This is a genomic window from Pseudorhodoferax sp. (assembly GCF_047601025.1).
GTDB lineage: Bacteria > Pseudomonadota > Gammaproteobacteria > Burkholderiales > Burkholderiaceae_C > Pseudorhodoferax.
In genome coordinates this window covers 2,459,046-2,474,915 of the sequence record NZ_JASGJZ010000001.1, presented here as the reverse complement: position 1 = coordinate 2,474,915, position 15,870 = coordinate 2,459,046, and the positions used below count along the sequence as shown (strand labels likewise).

Below are 15,870 nucleotides of genomic sequence, written 5' to 3'. Positions count from 1 at the left end.
CGGTGCGAGCCTCCTGGGGCGGCCGGGCGAGGCTCATCGTCCGGCCTCCGCCGGGCGCAGCGCGCCCTGGCCCGCTGCGGCCGGGGCGGTGCGCGTGGCGCACAGCAGCCAGGTCAGCGCCACGACCAGCGCCGCCGCGCCACCAGTGTGCGAGACCGCCGCGACCAGCGGCCAGTCCAGCACGACGTTGGACAGGCCGGTGCCGAACTGCCAGGCCGCCAGCGCCGCCAGCCAGCGCGCCGGGCGCCGCACGCCCGGCACCTGCCACAGCCGCCAGGCCAGCAGCGCCAGCGCCGCCAGCACGGCATAGGCCGCCAGCCGGTGCGTGTAGTGGATGGCCGTCAGCGCCGCGAACTGCAGCGTGCTGCCGTCGGCCAGCTGGCCGAGCGGCCGCCAGAACTGGAAGCCCTGCGCGAAATCCATGGCCGGCCACCAGCCGCCCTGGCAGGTCGGGAATTCCTCGCAGGCCAGCACGGCATAGTTGGTGCTGACCCAGCCGCCCAGCGCGACCTGCAGCCAGACCAGCGCGGCCGTGGCCCACGCCAGGCCGCGCAGGCCGGGCGCCAGCACGGCCGGCCGCAGCGCGCCGGTGGCGCGCGCATCGCGGACCACCTGTGCGCACAGCAGCGCCAGCAGCACCAACCCGCCGAGCAGGTGCAGCGTGACGATGGCCGGGAACAGCTTCCAGGTCACGGTCCAGGCGCCGAACGCGCCCTGCAGGCAGACCCACACCAGCGTGACGCTCGGCCAGGCGGGATGGATGGCCAGCGGCGCCCGCGGCCGCCGGCGCCAGTCGGACCAGGCGACCGCGGTCAGCGTCAGGATCAGCACGCCCACGGCCGTCGCCAGGTAGCGGTGGACCATCTCGATCCAGGCCTTGGCGTGCGTAACCGGGCCGCTCGGCATCGTCGCCTGGGCCGCGGTGATCTCGGCGTGCGCGCCGATCGGGCTGGCATTGCCGTAGCAGCCCGGCCAGTCCGGGCAGCCCAGGCCGGAATCGGTCAGCCGCGTGAAGGCGCCGAACAGCACCAGGTCGAAGGTCAGGAACAGCGTCAGCAGCGTCAGCGCGCGGCGGCGCTGGGCCGGCGCGGCGCCACGGTGGCGCAGCAGCACCCAGGCCAGCGGACCGAGCGCGATCACGACGCCCATGAGCATCATGCGGGCGACGGGGGTCCAGTCGTAGGCGGCGACGGCCATCGTCATCGGCCCGGGTTGTCCCAGGAGGCGGAGGCGCGCAACAGGCGCTCGATGTCGCGCTTGGCCTTGGCCGCGCCGGCGGCGTCGAGCGCCGGCGGCAGGCGCATCATCCAGTGGCCCATGGGATCGACGATGTACAGGTGCTGCGCGAGCGTGTGGCCCGGCGCGGGCGCCAGCCACTGCGCCAGCCCGGCCGGGTCGACGCGCAGCACGGTGGCCGACTGCAGCGCCGGGCGCAGCGCCGCGCGCACGGGCGCGTCGTCGTCCACCAGCCAGACCCAGTCCATGCGGTCCTTGTCCTTGCCCAGGCTCTCGCGCAGCTGGCGCTGCAGGTACAGGTGGCGCTCGCAGGTCGCGCCGCAGGCGCCGCCGGCCACGCTGACGAGCAGCCACTGGCCCTTGAGGCTGGGCAGGCGGACGTCGCGCCCGTCGAGGTCGTGCGCCACCAGGTCGGGCAGCGGGCGCTGCGGCTCGACCAGCTCGCCGAACACGCGACGGCTCTCGGGCCGGATCACGTAGTAGGTGAAGTACGAGGCGACGACGGGCGCCGCGCAGATCAGCACGACCAGCAGCATCTTCAGCCGGCCGCTGCGCGTACGGCGCGCCACGGCATCCGCCGCCTCGGCCGGCGAGGGCAGCGAGTGCACGGTCAGCCCGAGCGGTTGATCGGCCTCAGCCACGGCGCGCGATGCGCCGAACGGAGGGACGGCGGACAAATTGGAACCAGACATAAAGACCCGTCAGCAAGGCGGCGAGCGCGAACCACTGGAAGGCATAGCCGTAGTGCTTCTCGACGCCGGTCCTGGGCACCGGCCATTCGCGCAGCAGCGCCGTGCCGTCGTCGCCGGTCTGCTGGACCGACTGTGGCCACAGCGGCAGGCCGGTCTCCAGGGCAAACGCGGGCAGGTCGAGATTCTGCCGGATCGTGCCCCGGTCCTCGCCTGCGAACTCGTAAAGCCTGGACGGCGGCGGGACGATGCGGCCCTGGATCTCGACGATGCCGGCCGGCGTCGGCACTGGCGCCAGCGCGGTGCGGTCCTCGAAGTTGCGCGGCACCCAGCCGCGCTGCACCAGCACCACGACCGGGCTGTTCTCCAGCGCCAGCGGCGTCAGCACGTAGAAGCCCGGCTGGCCGCGCATCTGGCGGTTGTCCAGGAACACCGTGCGCTCGGGCAGCCACAGGCCGCGCAGGCGCACGGCGCGGTGCAGCAGGGCCTGGCCGTCGCCGCTGGCCGGCAGGACCGCGCCGTCCAGCGCCGGCAGTTGCCCCTGTGCGTCGATCGCGGCCTGCAGGGCCTCCTTCTCGGCCGCGCGCGCGAGCTGCCAGCGGCCCAGCGACAGCGTCAGCGCGACGCCCAGCAGCGTGGCCAGCGTGAGCAGCCAGAAGCGCAGGCCGAAGCGCCGCGCTGGATAATCCAGCGATGCACTATTTCGCACTGGTGGCCTTCATCGCCATCATCGGCAGCCTGGGCGCGGCCCTGTACTTCATGCTGCGCGGCGGCACCGACGCCGACGGCGCGCCGCGCCCCAACCACATGCCGCGCGCACTGGCCGTCCGGGTGGGACTGTCGATCCTGCTGTTCCTGTGCATCCTGGTCGGCTGGAAGCTGGGATACCTGCATCCCACGGGCATCCCGGCTGGAAAGTAGCAAAAAACAAAAGGCCGCTGCGCGGCCTTCTGGCGAGCCCCCGAGGGCCTCACATCCAATAGACGAGCACGTACAGGCCGAGCCAGACCACGTCCACGAAGTGCCAGTACCAGGCCGCGCCCTCGAAGCCGAAGTGGCGTTCCTTGGTGAAGTGGCCGCTCATCAGCCGCAGCGTGATGAACAGCAGCATCAGCATGCCGACCAGCACGTGGAAGCCGTGGAAGCCGGTCAGCATGAAGAAGGTGGAGCCGTAGGGGCCGGACGTGAGCTTGAGGTTCAGGTCGCGGTAGGCGTGCATGTACTCGTAGCCCTGCACGCACAGGAACACGATGCCGAGGAGCACGGTGCACCACATCCAGAAGATGGTCTTGCCGCGGTCGCCGTGCTGCAGCGCATGGTGGGCGATCGTCAGCGTGACGCCGGAGCTCAGCAGCAGCGCCGTGTTGATGGTCGGCAGCCAGAACGGCGTCATGGCCTGGAACGGCTCGACGATGTTGGCCGGCGAACCGGTCGCGCCGGCGGCCATGCTGGGCCACACGGCCTTGAAGTCGGGCCACAGCAGCGCGTTGTCCAGGCTGCCGAGGGCCGGCACCGAGTGCGAGCGCATCCACCACAGGGCGGTGAAGAAGGCGCCGAAGAACATCACCTCCGAGAAGATGAACCAGCTCATGCTCCAGCGGTAGGACAGGTCGATCTTGCGCCCGTACATGCCGGTCTCGCTCTCGTGCACCGCGTCGCGGAACCACTGGTACAGCACCACCCACCAGAACAGCAGGCCGAAGGCCAGCGACCACTTGCCCCAGTCGTGCCCGTTGATCCACTGGCCGGCCCCGAGGATCACGAAGAACAGGCCGATGGCGGCCATGATCGGATGCCGCGAAGGCCCCGGCACGAAGTAGTACGGCGTGGATCCGTGGGTGGTTGCGCTCATGTCAGCTCCTGAATTCTTTGTTGTCGTGCGCGGCAGCGGCGGCGCTGTCCGGCGCCGGCGGCGTCTTGCCGCCCACCTCGAAGAAGGTGTACGACAAGGTGATCGTGGTCACGTCCCGCGACAGCTTGGGGTCGATGATGAAGGCCACCGGCCATTGCTTCTTCTCCCCCGGGTCCAGCGTGTACTGCGTGAAGCAGAAGCACTCCAGCTTGTTGAAGTGGGCCGCGGCCTGGCGCGGCGTGTAGCTCGGGATGGCCTGGGCCGCCATGCGCCGGTCCTGCACGTTCTGGAACTCGTACATCACGGTCGCCAGTTCGCCCGGATGCACCTGCAGGGAGCGCACGGCCGGCTTGAACTCCCAGGGGCCGCGCGTATTGGCGTCGAACTCCACGGTGATCGTGCGCGAGAGGTCGACCTGGGTGTTCCCGGGCGTGGCCTGGGAGGCGACGCCCGGCACCTGGCGCTCGGACAGCGACAGGACGTTGATGCCCGTCATCTCGCAGATGGCGTTGTACAGCGGCACCAGCGCGTAGCCGAAGGCGAACATGCCGGCGGTCACCACCACCAGCTTGCCGACCATCCGCAGATTCGCGCGCCGAAGGCTCATGCCATCCCTACCGGCCGAGGAAGACCATCTTGGCCATGAAGCCGAGGAAGAACACCAGCGCGACGGACGCCAGGATCAGCGCCATGCGCAGGTTCTGCCTCTTCTTCTCGGGCGTCATGTCCGGCTCTCGCGGCTCAGCCGACCACGCGCGTGGCGGTGGCGTCCAGCTTGGGCGGGTTCTCGAAGGTATGGAACGGCGCCGGCGACGGCACTTCCCATTCCAGGCCCTCGGCCGCTTCCCAGGGCTTCTGCGGCGCCTTCTCGCCCTTGCCGCGCATGCAGGGCAGCACGACGGCCAGGAAGAAATAGACCTGCGCGATGCCGAAGAAGAAGGCGCCCACCGTCGCGATCGCGTTGAAGTCGGCGAACTGCATCGGGTAGTCGGCATAGCGGCGCGGCATGCCGGCCAGGCCCAGGAAGTGCATCGGGAAGAAGGTCACGTTGAACGCGATCAGCGACCACCAGAAGTGGATCTTGCCGCGCGTTTCGCTGTACATCACGCCGGTCCACTTGGGCAGCCAGTAGTAGACGCCGGCGAACATCGCGTACAGCGAGCCGGCCACCAGCACGTAGTGGAAGTGGGCCACGACGTAGTAGGTGTCCTGCAGCTGGATGTCGATCGGCGCCATGGCCAGGATCAGGCCGGTGAAGCCGCCCATCGTGAACACGAAGATGAAGCCGACCGCGAACAGCATCGGCGTCTCGAAGGTCATCGAGCCCTGCCACATGGTGGCGATCCAGTTGAAGATCTTCACGGCCGTGGGCACCGCGATCAGCATGGTCGCGTACATGAAGAACAGCTGGCCGGTGACCGGCATGCCGGTCGTGAACATGTGGTGCGCCCAGACGATGAACGACAGGATCGCGATCGACGAGGTGGCGTAGACCATGGACGCGTAGCCGAACAGCTTCTTGCGCGCGAACGCCGGCACGATCTGGCTGATGATGCCGAAGGCCGGCAGGATCATGATGTAGACCTCGGGGTGGCCGAAGAACCAGAAGATGTGCTGGTACATCACCGGGTCGCCGCCGCCGGCGGGGTTGAAGAAGCTGGTGCCGAAGTGGCGGTCGGTCAGCGTCATCGTGATGGCGCCGGCCAGCACCGGCATCACGGCGATCAGCAGGTAGGCGGTGATCAGCCAGGTCCAGCAGAACATCGGCATCTTCATCAGCGTCATGCCGGGCGCGCGCATGTTCAGGATGGTCACGATGATGTTGATCGAGCCCATGATGGACGAGGCGCCCAGGATGTGCATCGCGAAGATGCCGGCGTCCATGGACGGGCCCATCTGCAGCGTCAGCGGCGCGTACAGCGTCCAGCCCGCGGCCGGCGCGCCGCCGGGCATGAAGAAGGACGAGACCAGCATGATGGCCGCCGGGACCATCAGCCAGAAGCTGAAGTTGTTCATGCGCGCGAACGCCATGTCCGAGGCGCCGATCTGCAGCGGGATCATCCAGTTCGCGAAGCCGACGAAGCCCGGCATGATCGCGCCGAACACCATGATCAGCCCGTGCATGGTGGTGAGCTGGTTGAACAGTTCGGGGTTCACGAGCTGCAGGCCGGGCTGGAACAGCTCGGCGCGGATCAGCAGCGCCAGCACGCCGCCCACCATCAGCATGGTGAACGAGAACAGCAGGTACAGCGTGCCGATGTCCTTGTGGTTGGTGGCGAACAGCCAGCGGCGCCAGCCCGTGGGCGCATGGTGATGGTCGTCGTGGGCGTGGCCGTGGTCGTGGGGATGGAGGACTGCGCTCATCTCGGTTTCCTTGTGCTGCAGGGGCTGCGCCGGATCACTTCGCGCGCTGCGCGACGACTTCGGAGGGCTGGACCAGCTGCCCGGACTTGTTCGACCAGGCGTTCTTGGTGTAGCTGACGACGGCCGCCAGGTCGGTGTCGCTGAGCTGCTTCCACGACGGCATCGCGCCGTTGGCCGCGCCGTGCAGCACGATGGCCAGCTGCTTGGTGTGGTCGGTGTCGAGCACGATGGGCGAGCCGTCCAGCGGCTTGATCGGGCCGGCGCCCTTGCCGTTGGCCTGGTGGCAGGCCGCGCAGTTGGCGGCGTAGACGCGCTCGCCACGCTTGACGATGTCCTCCAGCGTCCAGACCTTGTTCGGGTCGTCCAGCTTGGCGGCGGCCTTCTTGCGCTCGCCGTCGACCCAGACCGCGTACTCCTGCGCGGAAACGACCTTCACGTGGATCGGCATGTAGGCGTGCTCCTTGCCGCACAGCTCGGCGCACTGGCCGTAGTAGTCGCCGGTCTTCTCGGCGCGGAACCAGGTGTCGCGCACGAAGCCGGGGATCGCGTCCTGCTTGATGCCGAAGGCCGGCACCATGAAGGCATGGATCACGTCGTTGGCCGTCGTGATGATGCGCACCTTCTTGTCGACCGGCACCACCAGCGCGTTGTCGACCTTCAGCAGGTAGTCGTCCACCGGCTTGTCGGCGCTGGGGCCGCCGGCGTTGGACAGGGCGCGGTGCGAGCTGTCCAGCGTGGAGACGAAGGAGATGCCCTCGCCCTCGCCCTTCAGGTAGTCGTAGCCCCACTTCCACTGCATGCCGGTGACCTTGATGGTCAGGTCGGCGTTGCTGGTGTCCTTCAGCGCGACCACGACCTTGGTGGCCGGCAGCGCCATCAGGATCACGATGATGAAGGGGACGATGGTCCAGATGACTTCCACCGTGACGGACTCGTGGAAGTTCGCGGCCTTGTGGCCCACCGACTTGCGGTGCTTCCAGATGGAATAGAACATCACGCTGAAGACGGCGATGAAGATCACCGTGCAGATGATCAGCATCATCCAGTGCAGCCACTGCTGCTCCTCGGCGATCTTGGTGACCGGCGGCGCGAGGTTGAGCTGGCGCACGGCCGGGCCGCCCGGCAGGTCGGACACCGCATGGGCCGCGGAGGCGAGCCAGGCGCCCGAGGCGGCTGCCGCGGTGGACAGCAGGGAAGTCAGCTTGTTCCGGATCATTTTCATCGTCTCTACTTCTCGTCTTCAACCTGTAGGAACCGCCCTGCTCAGGCGCCGCGCAAGGCCATCCGGATCTCGCGCGCCAGCGCCGGCCGCAGATCGGGCCGCACGTAGCGCCCCACCGCGACGCTGCGCCCATGGCCCGAGACCTCGATCAGCGAACGGTCGCCGGCCCTGGGCTCCACGCGCACCCATTCCCGGCGGAACTCGGCACGCTGCAGGCGCCCGGCGCTCTCGAGCTCCACCACCAGGCGGCCGCCCTGCAGCGAGATGCGCTCGCCGTCGGTCGCATGGCGCGAGTACACGAGGAAGGCCAGCCCGACCATCAGCACCTCGATCCAGGCGAACGGCAACACCAGCTTGGCCCCCTGCAGCCAGAAGAAGGCCCCGATGCCCAGCGACACCACGCAGATCGACGCGTACAGCCAGAGCAACTGGGCCGGCGTGACGGAACAGTTGCGCTTCAGGAGCCAGTGGATCCCCTGGCCTGACACGGTGGCGAAGCGATAAACCAGTTTCGACACGGGCAAGGTCAACATCAATGTTGCGGCGCCCCGCCCGCTTTCGCCTGCAGGGCCGCCGCTGGATCCCATCGTGAGCAATGCCCGGGGCTGGCCCCGGGCGCGTTACAAACCCTTGATTCTAGACTGGGAATATCGCACGGTTCGCGCCGCGCGCCGCCCCTCTCCCCGGGCTCATTCTGCAGCGTCCGGACGGCGCCTAAGCAGTTGGCGCATGTCGTCCAGCGAGACCGCGCTCTCGGACGCCACGCGCACACGCGGCGCGGGCTTGAAGGCATGGCCGTAGACGATCTCGAAGGTCAGCGTCAGCCGGCCATCCTCGGCCGGATCGGCCAGGCCGGCCGCCAGCGCCTGCTTCAGCTGCGCCAGCCAGCGCCGGCCGCGCAGCGCGCCGAAGCGCCCAGGATGCAGGTTGCGCCCCAGCGCGCGCAGGTCCTCCAGCAGCTTGTCGGGCGTGGCATAGCTCAGCCGGATGCGTTCCATGTCCATGATGGGCTCGGCGAAGCCGGCGTGCACCAGCATGTCGCCCCAGTCGTGCATGTCGGTGAAGGCATGGCCGGGCGGCGGCCAGCCCAGGCCGGCATAGACGCGGCGCAGCTCCTGCAGCGAATCCGGTCCCAGACACGAGAACATCAGGAAGCCGTCGACCGCCAGCGCACGGTGCCAGGCGGCGACCAGCGCCTCGGGGTCGGCCACCTGGTGCAGCAGCATGTTGGACCACAGCATCTGCACCGCGCCGTCCGGCGGCGTGCCGCCATGCTGGGCCGCCACGCCCCAGCGCGCCGGCCGCCACCAGGCCTCGGTGGTCGCGTCCAGCGCCTGGCGCGTCAGCGCCGGCGTAGGCTCCACCAGCCAGGCCTGCGCCTGCGGGTAGCGCCGGCGCAAGGCGCCGTGGGCCTGGAGCCCGCCGCGCAGCACCGGCCAGTGCGCCCAGGCCTGCGGCTCGCGCCGGATCCATTGCAGCCGTTCGGCCATGCGGCGGGCGACCTCCTCGTGCAGCCACGGCGAGGCCTGGACCGGCTGCAGCGCCCAGCGGGCCGCCGCGGCGGCAGCGATGGTGGGGGGTCCGGACGAAGGCATGGGAGGGGGCGAAAAAGCGTGGCGAGTATATTGAGCGGCACCATGCTGCGCCGCTGGCTCGCCCTCGCGCTCGCACGGCTGCCCAGCCAGTGCGCCGTGTGCCGCAGCTGGCAGGCCGCGCCACTGTGCGCGGCCTGCGTCGCCCGCTTCGCCCGCCCGCAACCGCGCTGCGACACCTGCGCCCTGCCGCTGGCCGGCGGCGCGACGCGCTGCGGCGCCTGCCTGCACCGGCCGCCGCCACTGGATGCCTGCCACTGCGCCGTGGACTATGCCTACCCCTGGACGCAGTGCATCGGCGAATTCAAGTTCCGGCAGATGCCGGGCTGGGCCGAGGCGCTGGCCGGCCTGCTGCGCGCAGCACCCGGCGTGGCGGACGCACTGGCGCGCGCCGACCTCGTGCTGCCGATGCCGCTGTCGGCCGGGCGCCTGCGCCAGCGCGGCTACAACCAGGCCCTGGAACTGGCGCGGCGGCTCGCGCCGAACAAGACCGACGCGCGGCTGCTGTTGCGCGTACGCGAGACCGCGCCGCAGATGGCGCTGGACGCCGCCGCCCGCCGGCGCAACGTGCGCGGAGCGTTCGCGCTCGACCCGCCACGCGCCGGCCAGGTGCGCGGGCGCCGCATCGTGCTGGTGGACGACGTGATGACCAGCGGCGCATCCCTGCATGCCGCCGCCGGCGTGCTGCGCTCAGGCGGCGCGGCCGAGGTCTGCGCCGTGGTGCTGGCGCGCACGCCGCCGCCCGGCTGACGGCCGGACAATGCCCCCCATGTTCCACATCGTCCTGGTCGCGCCCGAAATCCCGCCGAACACCGGCAACGTCATCCGGCTGGCGGCCAACACCGGCTGCACGCTGCACCTGGTGGAACCGCTGGGTTTCTCGATGGACGACCGGCACATGCGCCGTGCCGGGCTGGACTACCACGAGTACGCCGAACTGCGCCGCCACGCCGACTGGCCGGCGCTGCTGGCGCACGAGCGGCCATCGCCCGAACGCATGTTCGCGCTGACCACGCGCGGCACGCGGGCGGTGCACGACGCGGCCTTCCTGCCCGGCGACTGGCTGGTGTTCGGCTCGGAAACCAGTGGCCTGCCGCCGGCGCTGCGCGACGGCTTCGCGCCCGAGCGGCGCCTGAAGCTGCCGATGCGCGCCGGCCAACGCAGCCTGAACCTGTCGAACGCGGTGGCCGTGACGGTGTTCGAGGCCTGGCGCCAGTGCGGCTTCGCCGGCGCCGCGGCAATTGCTCCGGCCTAGCGCAGAACGACGGCCCCGGCTCCGCAGGCCGGCCCGCCACCCCTTGCCACTCGGCCGCGACCGCCCTGGCCCGCGCCCATCTTCTCCGGCCGCCGCACTCAGGAGGCATCGAGCCAGCGGCACAGCGACTGCCACTGCTCCAGGTCCTTCTCCACGCGCTGCGGCGCCACGTCGAACAGTGTGAGCCCCCGCGCCGCCAGGTGCACGTAGTTCTGCGTGTTGCGCAGTTCACCGACCACCGGCAGGTCGAGGCTGGCCAGGTAGGCGTGCAGCCGCTCGGCCGCCAGCGTGCGCGTCTCCATGCGCATGCCGACGATGCCCACGGCCAGCTTGCCGGCGCGGCGCTTCTCGATCACCTTGTCCAGGAATTCGCGCGTGGCGAAGATGTCGAACACGCTGGGCTGCAGCGGCACGACCAGCTTGTCGGCCAGCTTCATGGCGTCGCCGAGGCGCCGGCCGTGCAGGCCGGCGGGCGTGTCGATGACCACGTGCGTGGCGCCCTTGGGCGGGCGCACGATCTCGTCCGCGGTCATCTCCCAGGTGCCGATCGCGCGCACCTGCGCGGGCCGCAGGCCCAGCCACAGCCGGGAAGACTGCTGGCGGTCCGCGTCGCCCAGCAGCACGGCGTGCCCCTGCGACGCGAAATAGCCCGCGATGTTGGTGGCCAGCGTCGACTTCCCGACGCCGCCCTTGGGATTGGCAACGACCACGACCGGCATGCACGCCTCCTCGCTGTTCGCGGCCCCGGTGCCGCGGCGCGGGCCGTATGTTAGCGGCCCCGTGCGCGGCATCGGCCCGGCCACGCCCTGGCCAGGCCCGCCGGCATCAGCGCAGACCGTCCCACAGCAGCTTGACGCCCGTCAGCAGCATGCCGATGTCGATCAGGCGGTAGAACAGCGCCGGCGACACCCGCCGCGCGAAGCGCACGCCGGCCCAGACGCCGACCGGCGCGAACGGCAGCAGCACCAGCGAGGTGGCGACGTTGCGCGCGTCGAACAGGCCCAGCCAGAGGTACGGGATCCACTTGGACAGGTTGATGCAGAAGAAGAACACCGCCATCGTGGCCGCGAACCGTACGGGCGGCAGTTGCAGCGGCATCACGTAGGCGTTGATCGGCGGCCCGCCGGTATGCGAAATGAAGCTGGTGAAGCCCGCCACCGCGGCCAGCAGCCGCCCGGCCCAGCGCGGCGGCGGCCGGCTGCCGGCGCGCGGCGGAAACAGCCAGCGCTGCGCCAGGAACAGCAGCGTGAACACGCCGACCAGCGTCGAAACGGTGCGCCCGTCCAGCACGCGGAACAGCGCCGTGCCGATCACCGTGCCGAGCAGGCCGGACGGGATCAGCAGCCGCAGCAGGCCGCGGTCCAGGTCGCGCCGGAACGCGGCCACGCTCAGCACGTCGCACAGCAGCAGCACCGGCATCAGCAGCGCCGCGGCCTGCGGCACCGGGATCGCCAGCGCCATCAGCGGCACCGCCAGCGAGCCCAGGCCGGCGCCGAAGCCGCTCTTGGACAGGCCCAGCAGCAGCACGGCGGGAATGGCCGTGGCGTAGAACACCCAGCCGGTGATCAGGGACCAGTCCATGGTGAGGGAGTACGGTTGTCGGGGACGGGAAAGGCGGCGCAGTGTAGGCCGCCCGCTGGGCCCCGTGTCCCGCGGCCGGGGGCACCTCCCGCGGCGCCGGGGACGCCATGGCCCGCGTGCTAGGCTCGCCGCCATGTTCACTCCCTCGCAGGCGGACGTGCGCCGCTTCTTCTGCGGCGCGCATGCCAAGGCCCTGGCCGGCCAGCCCATGGAGGCCATCGAGCTGCTGGCCAGCCAGTGGATCGCCGAGCATCCGCACTACCACGCCGACCTGGCCGACGCCGACGCCGCCGTCGCGCGCGTCTACGACGGCCAGGACGGCCGGCAGAACCCGTTCCTGCACCTGTCCATGCACCTGTCGATCAGCGAGCAGTGCTCGATCGACCAGCCGCGCGGCATCCGCCAGGCCGTGGAACTGCTGGAGCGCCGGCGCCGCTCGCTGCACGAGGCGCACCACGAGGTCATGGAATGCCTGGGCCGCATGATGTGGGAAAGCCAGCGCGCCGGCCGGCCGCCGGACGGCCAGGCCTACATCGACTGCGTGCAGCGCCGCGCCACCGCGGACTGAACCCTGCCGCAAACGACGAAGCCCGCACGCGGCGGGCTTCGGCCGGGCTGGGCTGGGCTGGGGGAAGCTTCTTATTAGCGGAAGGGCCGCTCCGGCAAGGTCTGCAGGCCGCCGTCCAGCGTCTGCAGATACCCCGCGATGGCCTTCAGCTCGGCGTTGGAGAACTGCTTGACGAGCGGCGCCATCACGCCGTTGTCGCGGCCGACCGGGCCATGGCCGGCACCGGCCTTGTAGGACTTCAGCGCCACGAACAGGTAGTCGGCGTACTGGCCGGCGATCTTGGGATAGCTCGGATCGATCGGCTTGGCGAAATTGGTGCCGTGGCAGGACACGCAAGCGCCCTTTTGCAGCAGCGCCTCGACCTGGGCGCTCGGCTTGTTCGACGGCTGCTCGGGCAGGCTCGCACCGTCGTGCACGCCGTGCGCGGCGTAGAACGCGGCGACATCGGCGATGTCCTGCTCGGACAGCGACTCGGCGATACCGCGCATCGACGGATGGCGGCGCGTGCCGGTCTTGTAGGCGTTCAGCGCGGACGCGATGTAGGCCGCGCCCTGGCCCGAGATCTTGGGCACCTTGTACACCTCGGGAAAGGCGGTCTGGTAGCCCGGGATGCCATGGCAGCCGATGCACATGTCGATCTTGCCCTGGCCGGCCTTGATGTCTCCCTTGACCTCCTGCGCCATCGCCCCCCCGGACAGGGCCAGTGCCGTCACAGAGGAGACAGCAAACGCAAACACCGTGGTCGTCAATTTATTCATTTTGCGCGCACAATCCCAATGAAATCAGGCTGGAATCAGCATTCGAGTATATCCGGCGCCTGCTCGCAACCACCCCCTCCCCCGACCCATGAAATTCCAAGGCTCGAAGAACTACGTTGCCACGCAAGACCTGATGCTGGCGGTGAACGCGGCCGCCACGCTCAAGCGGCCGCTGCTGGTCAAGGGCGAACCCGGTACCGGCAAGACCATGCTGGCCGAGGAGGTGGCCGCGGCGCTGGGCCTGCCGCTGCTGCAGTGGCACGTCAAGTCCACGACCAAGGCCCAGCAGGGCCTGTACGAATACGACGCGGTGAGCCGCCTGCGCGATTCGCAGCTGGGCGACGCACGGGTCAAGGACATCCACAACTACATCGTCAAGGGCGTGCTGTGGCAGGCCTTCACGGCCGAGCAGCCGGTGGCGCTGCTGATCGACGAGATCGACAAGGCCGACATCGAATTCCCGAACGACCTGCTGCGCGAACTCGACCGCATGGAGTTCTACTGCTACGAGACGCGCGAGCTCATCCAGGCCAGGCACCGCCCGCTGGTGTTCATCACCTCGAACAACGAGAAGGAACTGCCGGACGCCTTCCTGCGCCGCTGCTTCTTCCACTACATCAAGTTCCCCGACGCCACGACCATGCAGCAGATCGTGGACGTGCATTTCCCGGGCCTCAAGAAGGAGCTGCTGACGGCGGCGATGAAGACCTTCTACGACGTGCGCAACCTGCCCGGCCTGAAGAAGAAGCCCTCGACCTCCGAGTTGCTGGACTGGCTCAAGCTGCTGGTGGCCGAGGACATCCCGACCGAGGCACTGCAGAGCAAGGACGACAAGGTCGCCGTGCCGCCGCTGGTCGGCGCGCTGCTGAAGAACGAGCAGGACGTGACGCTGTTCGAGAAGCTGGTGTTCATGCAGCGGCACAACCGCTGAGCCCGCGCCATGGCGTTCGTCGAACCCGTCACGCTGCGCGACCGCGGCCTCCGGCTGGAGCCGCTGTCGCTGGACCACGAGGACGGCCTGCGCGCCGCGGCCGCCGACGGCGCGCTGTGGAACCTGCGCGTGACCTCGGTGCCCGAGCCGGACCGCACGCGCGCCTACATCGAGGACGCCCTGGCCAGCCGCGCTGCGGGCCACCGCTTCGCCTTCGCCGTGGTCGACGACGCCACGGGCACGGTGCTGGGCACCAGCAGCTACCACGACATCCTGCCGGCCGTGCGCCGCGTGGAGATCGGCTACACGTGGTACGCGGGGCACTGCCAGCGCACCCACGTCAACACCACGGCCAAGCTGCTGCTGATGGGCCACGCCTTCGACACGCTGGGCTGCCACGTGGTGGGCTGGCGCACCGACAACTTCAACTTCGCCTCGCAGGCCGCGATCGAGCGCCTGGGCGCGCGCAAGGATGGCGTGATCCGCGGCCACGCGCTGCGCCGCGACGGCACCATCCGCGACACCGTGATGTACAGCATGCGCGCGGGCGAGTGGCCGGAGGCCCGGGCGCAGCTGCTGTACCTGCGCGACCAGCCGCGCGCCCCACGCTGAGGAAGCCCCGCCATGCTGATCGACTTCTTCTACACGCTGCGCTCGGCCAAGCTGCCGGTATCGGTCAAGGAGTACCTGTCGCTGCTCGACGCGATCAAGCACGGCGTGGTCGGCCCGACCAGCGAGGACGGCGCCTTCTCGATCGACGACTTCTACTACCTGAGCCGCATCGCGCTGGTGAAGGACGAGAAGCACTACGACAAGTTCGACCGCGCCTTCGCCGCCTACTTCAAGGGCGTGGAAGCGGTGGCCGACTTCACCAAGGACATTCCGCTGGAGTGGCTGCGCAAGAACCTGGAGCTCGAACTCTCGCCCGAGGAGAAGGCCAAGATCGAGAAGATGGGCTGGGACGAGCTGATGGAGACGCTCAAGAAGCGCTTCGAGGAGCAGAAGGAGCGCCACGAGGGCGGCAGCAAGTGGATCGGCACCGGCGGCACCTCGCCCTTCGGTGCCAACGGCTTCAACCCGCAGGGCATCCGCATCGGCCAGCAGAAGGGCCGCAACCGCAGTGCCGTGAAGGTCTGGGACCAGCGCGCCTACAAGGACTACGACGACAGCCAGGAACTGGGCACGCGCAACATCAAGGTGGCGCTGCGCCGGCTGCGCCGCTTCGCGCGCGAGGGCCAGGCGGAGGAGCTGGACCTGGACGGCACCATCCGCTCCACGGCCGCCAACGCCGGCTGGCTGGACATCCGCATGGTCCCCGAGCGCCACAACAACGTGAAGGTGCTGCTGCTGATGGACGTGGGCGGCACCATGGACGAGCACATCGCCCGCGTGGAAGAGCTGTTCTCGGCCACCAAGAGCGAGTTCAAGCACCTGGAGTTCTACTACTTCCACAACTGCGTCTACGACTTCATGTGGAAGAACAACCGGCGGCGCTTCTCCGAGAAGTTCGCCACCTGGGACATCATCCGCAAGTACAACAAGGACTACAAGCTGGTCTTCGTGGGCGATGCGACGATGAGCCCCTACGAGATCCTGCAGCCCGGCGGCAGCGTGGAGTACCACAACGAGGAGGCGGGCGCCGAATGGCTGCAGCGGCTCACGCACGCCTTCCCCAAGTTCGCCTGGATCAACCCCGCCGAGCCGCAAGGGGCGTGGCAGTACCGCCAGAGCACCGTCCTGATCCAGCAGCTGATGGCCAACAGGATGTTCCCCCTGACACTCAAGGGACTCGAGGACGCCATGCGGCTGCTGTCAAAATGAA

At 69.5% G+C, this 15,870-nt stretch carries 20 protein-coding genes; 7 read left to right on the top strand and 13 right to left on the bottom strand.

The features are described from left to right. Window positions 1-33: 33 nt before the first annotated feature. The 3 genes from QM782_RS11725 to QM782_RS11715 are packed head-to-tail and all read right to left on the bottom strand — an operon-like array spanning window position 34 to window position 2,634. The gene (locus QM782_RS11725) at window positions 34-1,203 is read right to left on the bottom strand and encodes a COX15/CtaA family protein (protein ID WP_415203089.1); all 1,170 of its coding nucleotides are present in this window, start codon (window positions 1,201-1,203) and stop codon (window positions 34-36) included. Beyond that, entirely contained in the window at window positions 1,200-1,928 is a 729-nt protein-coding gene (locus QM782_RS11720; RefSeq protein WP_415203088.1) for a hypothetical protein, read from the bottom strand. The genes QM782_RS11725 and QM782_RS11720 overlap by 4 nt, the downstream gene beginning before the upstream one ends. Continuing rightward, the gene (locus QM782_RS11715) at window positions 1,870-2,634 is read right to left on the bottom strand and encodes an SURF1 family protein (protein ID WP_415203087.1); all 765 of its coding nucleotides are present in this window, start codon (window positions 2,632-2,634) and stop codon (window positions 1,870-1,872) included. The genes QM782_RS11720 and QM782_RS11715 overlap by 59 nt, the downstream gene beginning before the upstream one ends. On the opposite strand from QM782_RS11715, the gene QM782_RS11710 reads away from it, so the two are divergent. Next, on the top strand, window positions 2,619-2,846 hold the full coding sequence (locus QM782_RS11710; RefSeq protein ID WP_415203086.1) for a twin transmembrane helix small protein: 228 nt from the start codon (window positions 2,619-2,621) through the stop codon (window positions 2,844-2,846). The two genes, QM782_RS11715 and QM782_RS11710, sit on opposite strands and share 16 nt — an antisense overlap. Window positions 2,847-2,895: 49 nt before the next feature. Here the strand turns inward: QM782_RS11710 and QM782_RS11705 are convergent, their stop codons facing one another. The 7 genes from QM782_RS11705 to QM782_RS11675 all read right to left on the bottom strand — a co-directional run bounded on the left by QM782_RS11705 (window position 2,896) and on the right by QM782_RS11675 (window position 8,958). After that, complete coding sequence (locus tag QM782_RS11705; protein ID WP_415203085.1) at window positions 2,896-3,777, bottom strand: cytochrome c oxidase subunit 3; 882 nt, start codon at window positions 3,775-3,777, stop codon at window positions 2,896-2,898. Between the two features lies 1 nt (window position 3,778). Beyond that, window positions 3,779-4,384 (bottom strand): cytochrome c oxidase assembly protein, encoded by a 606-nt coding sequence (locus QM782_RS11700; RefSeq protein ID WP_415203084.1) that lies wholly within the window; start codon window positions 4,382-4,384, stop codon window positions 3,779-3,781. A gap of 7 nt (window positions 4,385-4,391) precedes the next feature. Further along, window positions 4,392-4,502, bottom strand: coding sequence for a cytochrome oxidase small assembly protein (locus QM782_RS11695; protein ID WP_415203083.1), 111 nt, complete (start codon window positions 4,500-4,502; stop codon window positions 4,392-4,394). A gap of 16 nt (window positions 4,503-4,518) precedes the next feature. After that, complete coding sequence (ctaD, locus tag QM782_RS11690) at window positions 4,519-6,141, bottom strand: cytochrome c oxidase subunit I (RefSeq protein ID WP_415203082.1); 1,623 nt, start codon at window positions 6,139-6,141, stop codon at window positions 4,519-4,521. Between the two features lie 34 nt (window positions 6,142-6,175). Next, complete coding sequence (coxB, locus tag QM782_RS11685) at window positions 6,176-7,363, bottom strand: cytochrome c oxidase subunit II (RefSeq protein ID WP_415203081.1); 1,188 nt, start codon at window positions 7,361-7,363, stop codon at window positions 6,176-6,178. 41 nt (window positions 7,364-7,404) lie between these two features. Next, window positions 7,405-7,881 carry a DUF2244 domain-containing protein gene (locus QM782_RS11680; protein ID WP_415203080.1) on the bottom strand — a complete coding sequence of 159 codons (477 nt, stop codon included), beginning with the start codon at window positions 7,879-7,881 and terminating at the stop codon, window positions 7,405-7,407. A gap of 171 nt (window positions 7,882-8,052) precedes the next feature. Then, window positions 8,053-8,958 (bottom strand): biotin synthase, encoded by a 906-nt coding sequence (locus QM782_RS11675; protein WP_415203079.1) that lies wholly within the window; start codon window positions 8,956-8,958, stop codon window positions 8,053-8,055. 42 nt (window positions 8,959-9,000) lie between these two features. Between QM782_RS11675 and QM782_RS11670 the strand changes: the two genes are divergently transcribed. After that, window positions 9,001-9,705: a phosphoribosyltransferase family protein gene (locus QM782_RS11670; protein WP_415203078.1), complete on the top strand. Its 705-nt coding sequence runs from the start codon at window positions 9,001-9,003 to the stop codon at window positions 9,703-9,705. Between the two features lie 19 nt (window positions 9,706-9,724). Beyond that, on the top strand, window positions 9,725-10,210 hold the full coding sequence (locus tag QM782_RS11665) for a tRNA (cytidine(34)-2'-O)-methyltransferase (RefSeq protein WP_415203077.1): 486 nt from the start codon (window positions 9,725-9,727) through the stop codon (window positions 10,208-10,210). Window positions 10,211-10,308: 98 nt separating this feature from the next. On the opposite strand, the gene QM782_RS11660 is transcribed toward QM782_RS11665, so the two are convergent. Both QM782_RS11660 and QM782_RS11655 read right to left on the bottom strand, forming a co-directional pair. Then, entirely contained in the window at window positions 10,309-10,929 is a 621-nt protein-coding gene (locus QM782_RS11660; RefSeq protein WP_415203076.1) for an AAA family ATPase, read from the bottom strand. 106 nt (window positions 10,930-11,035) lie between these two features. Continuing rightward, the gene (locus QM782_RS11655) at window positions 11,036-11,791 is read right to left on the bottom strand and encodes a sulfite exporter TauE/SafE family protein (RefSeq protein ID WP_415203075.1); all 756 of its coding nucleotides are present in this window, start codon (window positions 11,789-11,791) and stop codon (window positions 11,036-11,038) included. Window positions 11,792-11,924: 133 nt separating this feature from the next. On the opposite strand from QM782_RS11655, the gene QM782_RS11650 reads away from it, so the two are divergent. Further along, complete coding sequence (locus tag QM782_RS11650) at window positions 11,925-12,359, top strand: DUF1841 family protein (protein WP_415203074.1); 435 nt, start codon at window positions 11,925-11,927, stop codon at window positions 12,357-12,359. A 74-nt stretch (window positions 12,360-12,433) separates the two neighbouring features. Here the strand turns inward: QM782_RS11650 and QM782_RS11645 are convergent, their stop codons facing one another. After that, the gene (locus QM782_RS11645) at window positions 12,434-13,117 is read right to left on the bottom strand and encodes a c-type cytochrome (protein WP_415203073.1); all 684 of its coding nucleotides are present in this window, start codon (window positions 13,115-13,117) and stop codon (window positions 12,434-12,436) included. Window positions 13,118-13,205: 88 nt separating this feature from the next. Here QM782_RS11645 and QM782_RS11640 point away from each other — a divergent pair, with 88 nt between their 5' ends. The 3 genes from QM782_RS11640 to QM782_RS11630 are packed head-to-tail and all read left to right on the top strand — an operon-like array spanning window position 13,206 to window position 15,869. After that, window positions 13,206-14,048 (top strand): AAA family ATPase, encoded by an 843-nt coding sequence (locus tag QM782_RS11640; RefSeq protein ID WP_415203072.1) that lies wholly within the window; start codon window positions 13,206-13,208, stop codon window positions 14,046-14,048. Between the two features lie 9 nt (window positions 14,049-14,057). Beyond that, a complete protein-coding gene (locus QM782_RS11635) occupies window positions 14,058-14,660 on the top strand; it encodes a GNAT family N-acetyltransferase (RefSeq protein WP_415203071.1) in 603 nt (200 codons plus the stop codon). A 12-nt stretch (window positions 14,661-14,672) separates the two neighbouring features. Further along, entirely contained in the window at window positions 14,673-15,869 is a 1,197-nt protein-coding gene (locus QM782_RS11630; RefSeq protein ID WP_415203070.1) for a vWA domain-containing protein, read from the top strand. The last annotated feature ends 1 nt before the right edge of the window (window position 15,870 follow it).

Coding starts and splice junctions, on each gene's coding strand:
- QM782_RS11725 (WP_415203089.1), bottom strand. CDS start 1,203: ATGACGATGGCCGTCGCCGCCTACGACTGGACCCCCGTCGCCCGCATG.
- QM782_RS11720 (WP_415203088.1), bottom strand. CDS start 1,928: ATGTCTGGTTCCAATTTGTCCGCCGTCCCTCCGTTCGGCGCATCGCGC.
- QM782_RS11710 (WP_415203086.1), top strand. CDS start 2,619: ATGCACTATTTCGCACTGGTGGCCTTCATCGCCATCATCGGCAGCCTG.
- QM782_RS11705 (WP_415203085.1), bottom strand. CDS start 3,777: ATGAGCGCAACCACCCACGGATCCACGCCGTACTACTTCGTGCCGGGG.
- QM782_RS11700 (WP_415203084.1), bottom strand. CDS start 4,384: ATGAGCCTTCGGCGCGCGAATCTGCGGATGGTCGGCAAGCTGGTGGTG.
- QM782_RS11695 (WP_415203083.1), bottom strand. CDS start 4,502: ATGACGCCCGAGAAGAAGAGGCAGAACCTGCGCATGGCGCTGATCCTG.
- ctaD (WP_415203082.1), bottom strand. CDS start 6,141: ATGAGCGCAGTCCTCCATCCCCACGACCACGGCCACGCCCACGACGAC.
- coxB (WP_415203081.1), bottom strand. CDS start 7,363: ATGAAAATGATCCGGAACAAGCTGACTTCCCTGCTGTCCACCGCGGCA.
- QM782_RS11675 (WP_415203079.1), bottom strand. CDS start 8,958: ATGCCTTCGTCCGGACCCCCCACCATCGCTGCCGCCGCGGCGGCCCGC.
- QM782_RS11670 (WP_415203078.1), top strand. CDS start 9,001: ATGCTGCGCCGCTGGCTCGCCCTCGCGCTCGCACGGCTGCCCAGCCAG.
- QM782_RS11665 (WP_415203077.1), top strand. CDS start 9,725: ATGTTCCACATCGTCCTGGTCGCGCCCGAAATCCCGCCGAACACCGGC.
- QM782_RS11660 (WP_415203076.1), bottom strand. CDS start 10,929: ATGCCGGTCGTGGTCGTTGCCAATCCCAAGGGCGGCGTCGGGAAGTCG.
- QM782_RS11655 (WP_415203075.1), bottom strand. CDS start 11,791: ATGGACTGGTCCCTGATCACCGGCTGGGTGTTCTACGCCACGGCCATT.
- QM782_RS11650 (WP_415203074.1), top strand. CDS start 11,925: ATGTTCACTCCCTCGCAGGCGGACGTGCGCCGCTTCTTCTGCGGCGCG.
- QM782_RS11645 (WP_415203073.1), bottom strand. CDS start 13,117: ATGAATAAATTGACGACCACGGTGTTTGCGTTTGCTGTCTCCTCTGTG.
- QM782_RS11640 (WP_415203072.1), top strand. CDS start 13,206: ATGAAATTCCAAGGCTCGAAGAACTACGTTGCCACGCAAGACCTGATG.
- QM782_RS11635 (WP_415203071.1), top strand. CDS start 14,058: ATGGCGTTCGTCGAACCCGTCACGCTGCGCGACCGCGGCCTCCGGCTG.
- QM782_RS11630 (WP_415203070.1), top strand. CDS start 14,673: ATGCTGATCGACTTCTTCTACACGCTGCGCTCGGCCAAGCTGCCGGTA.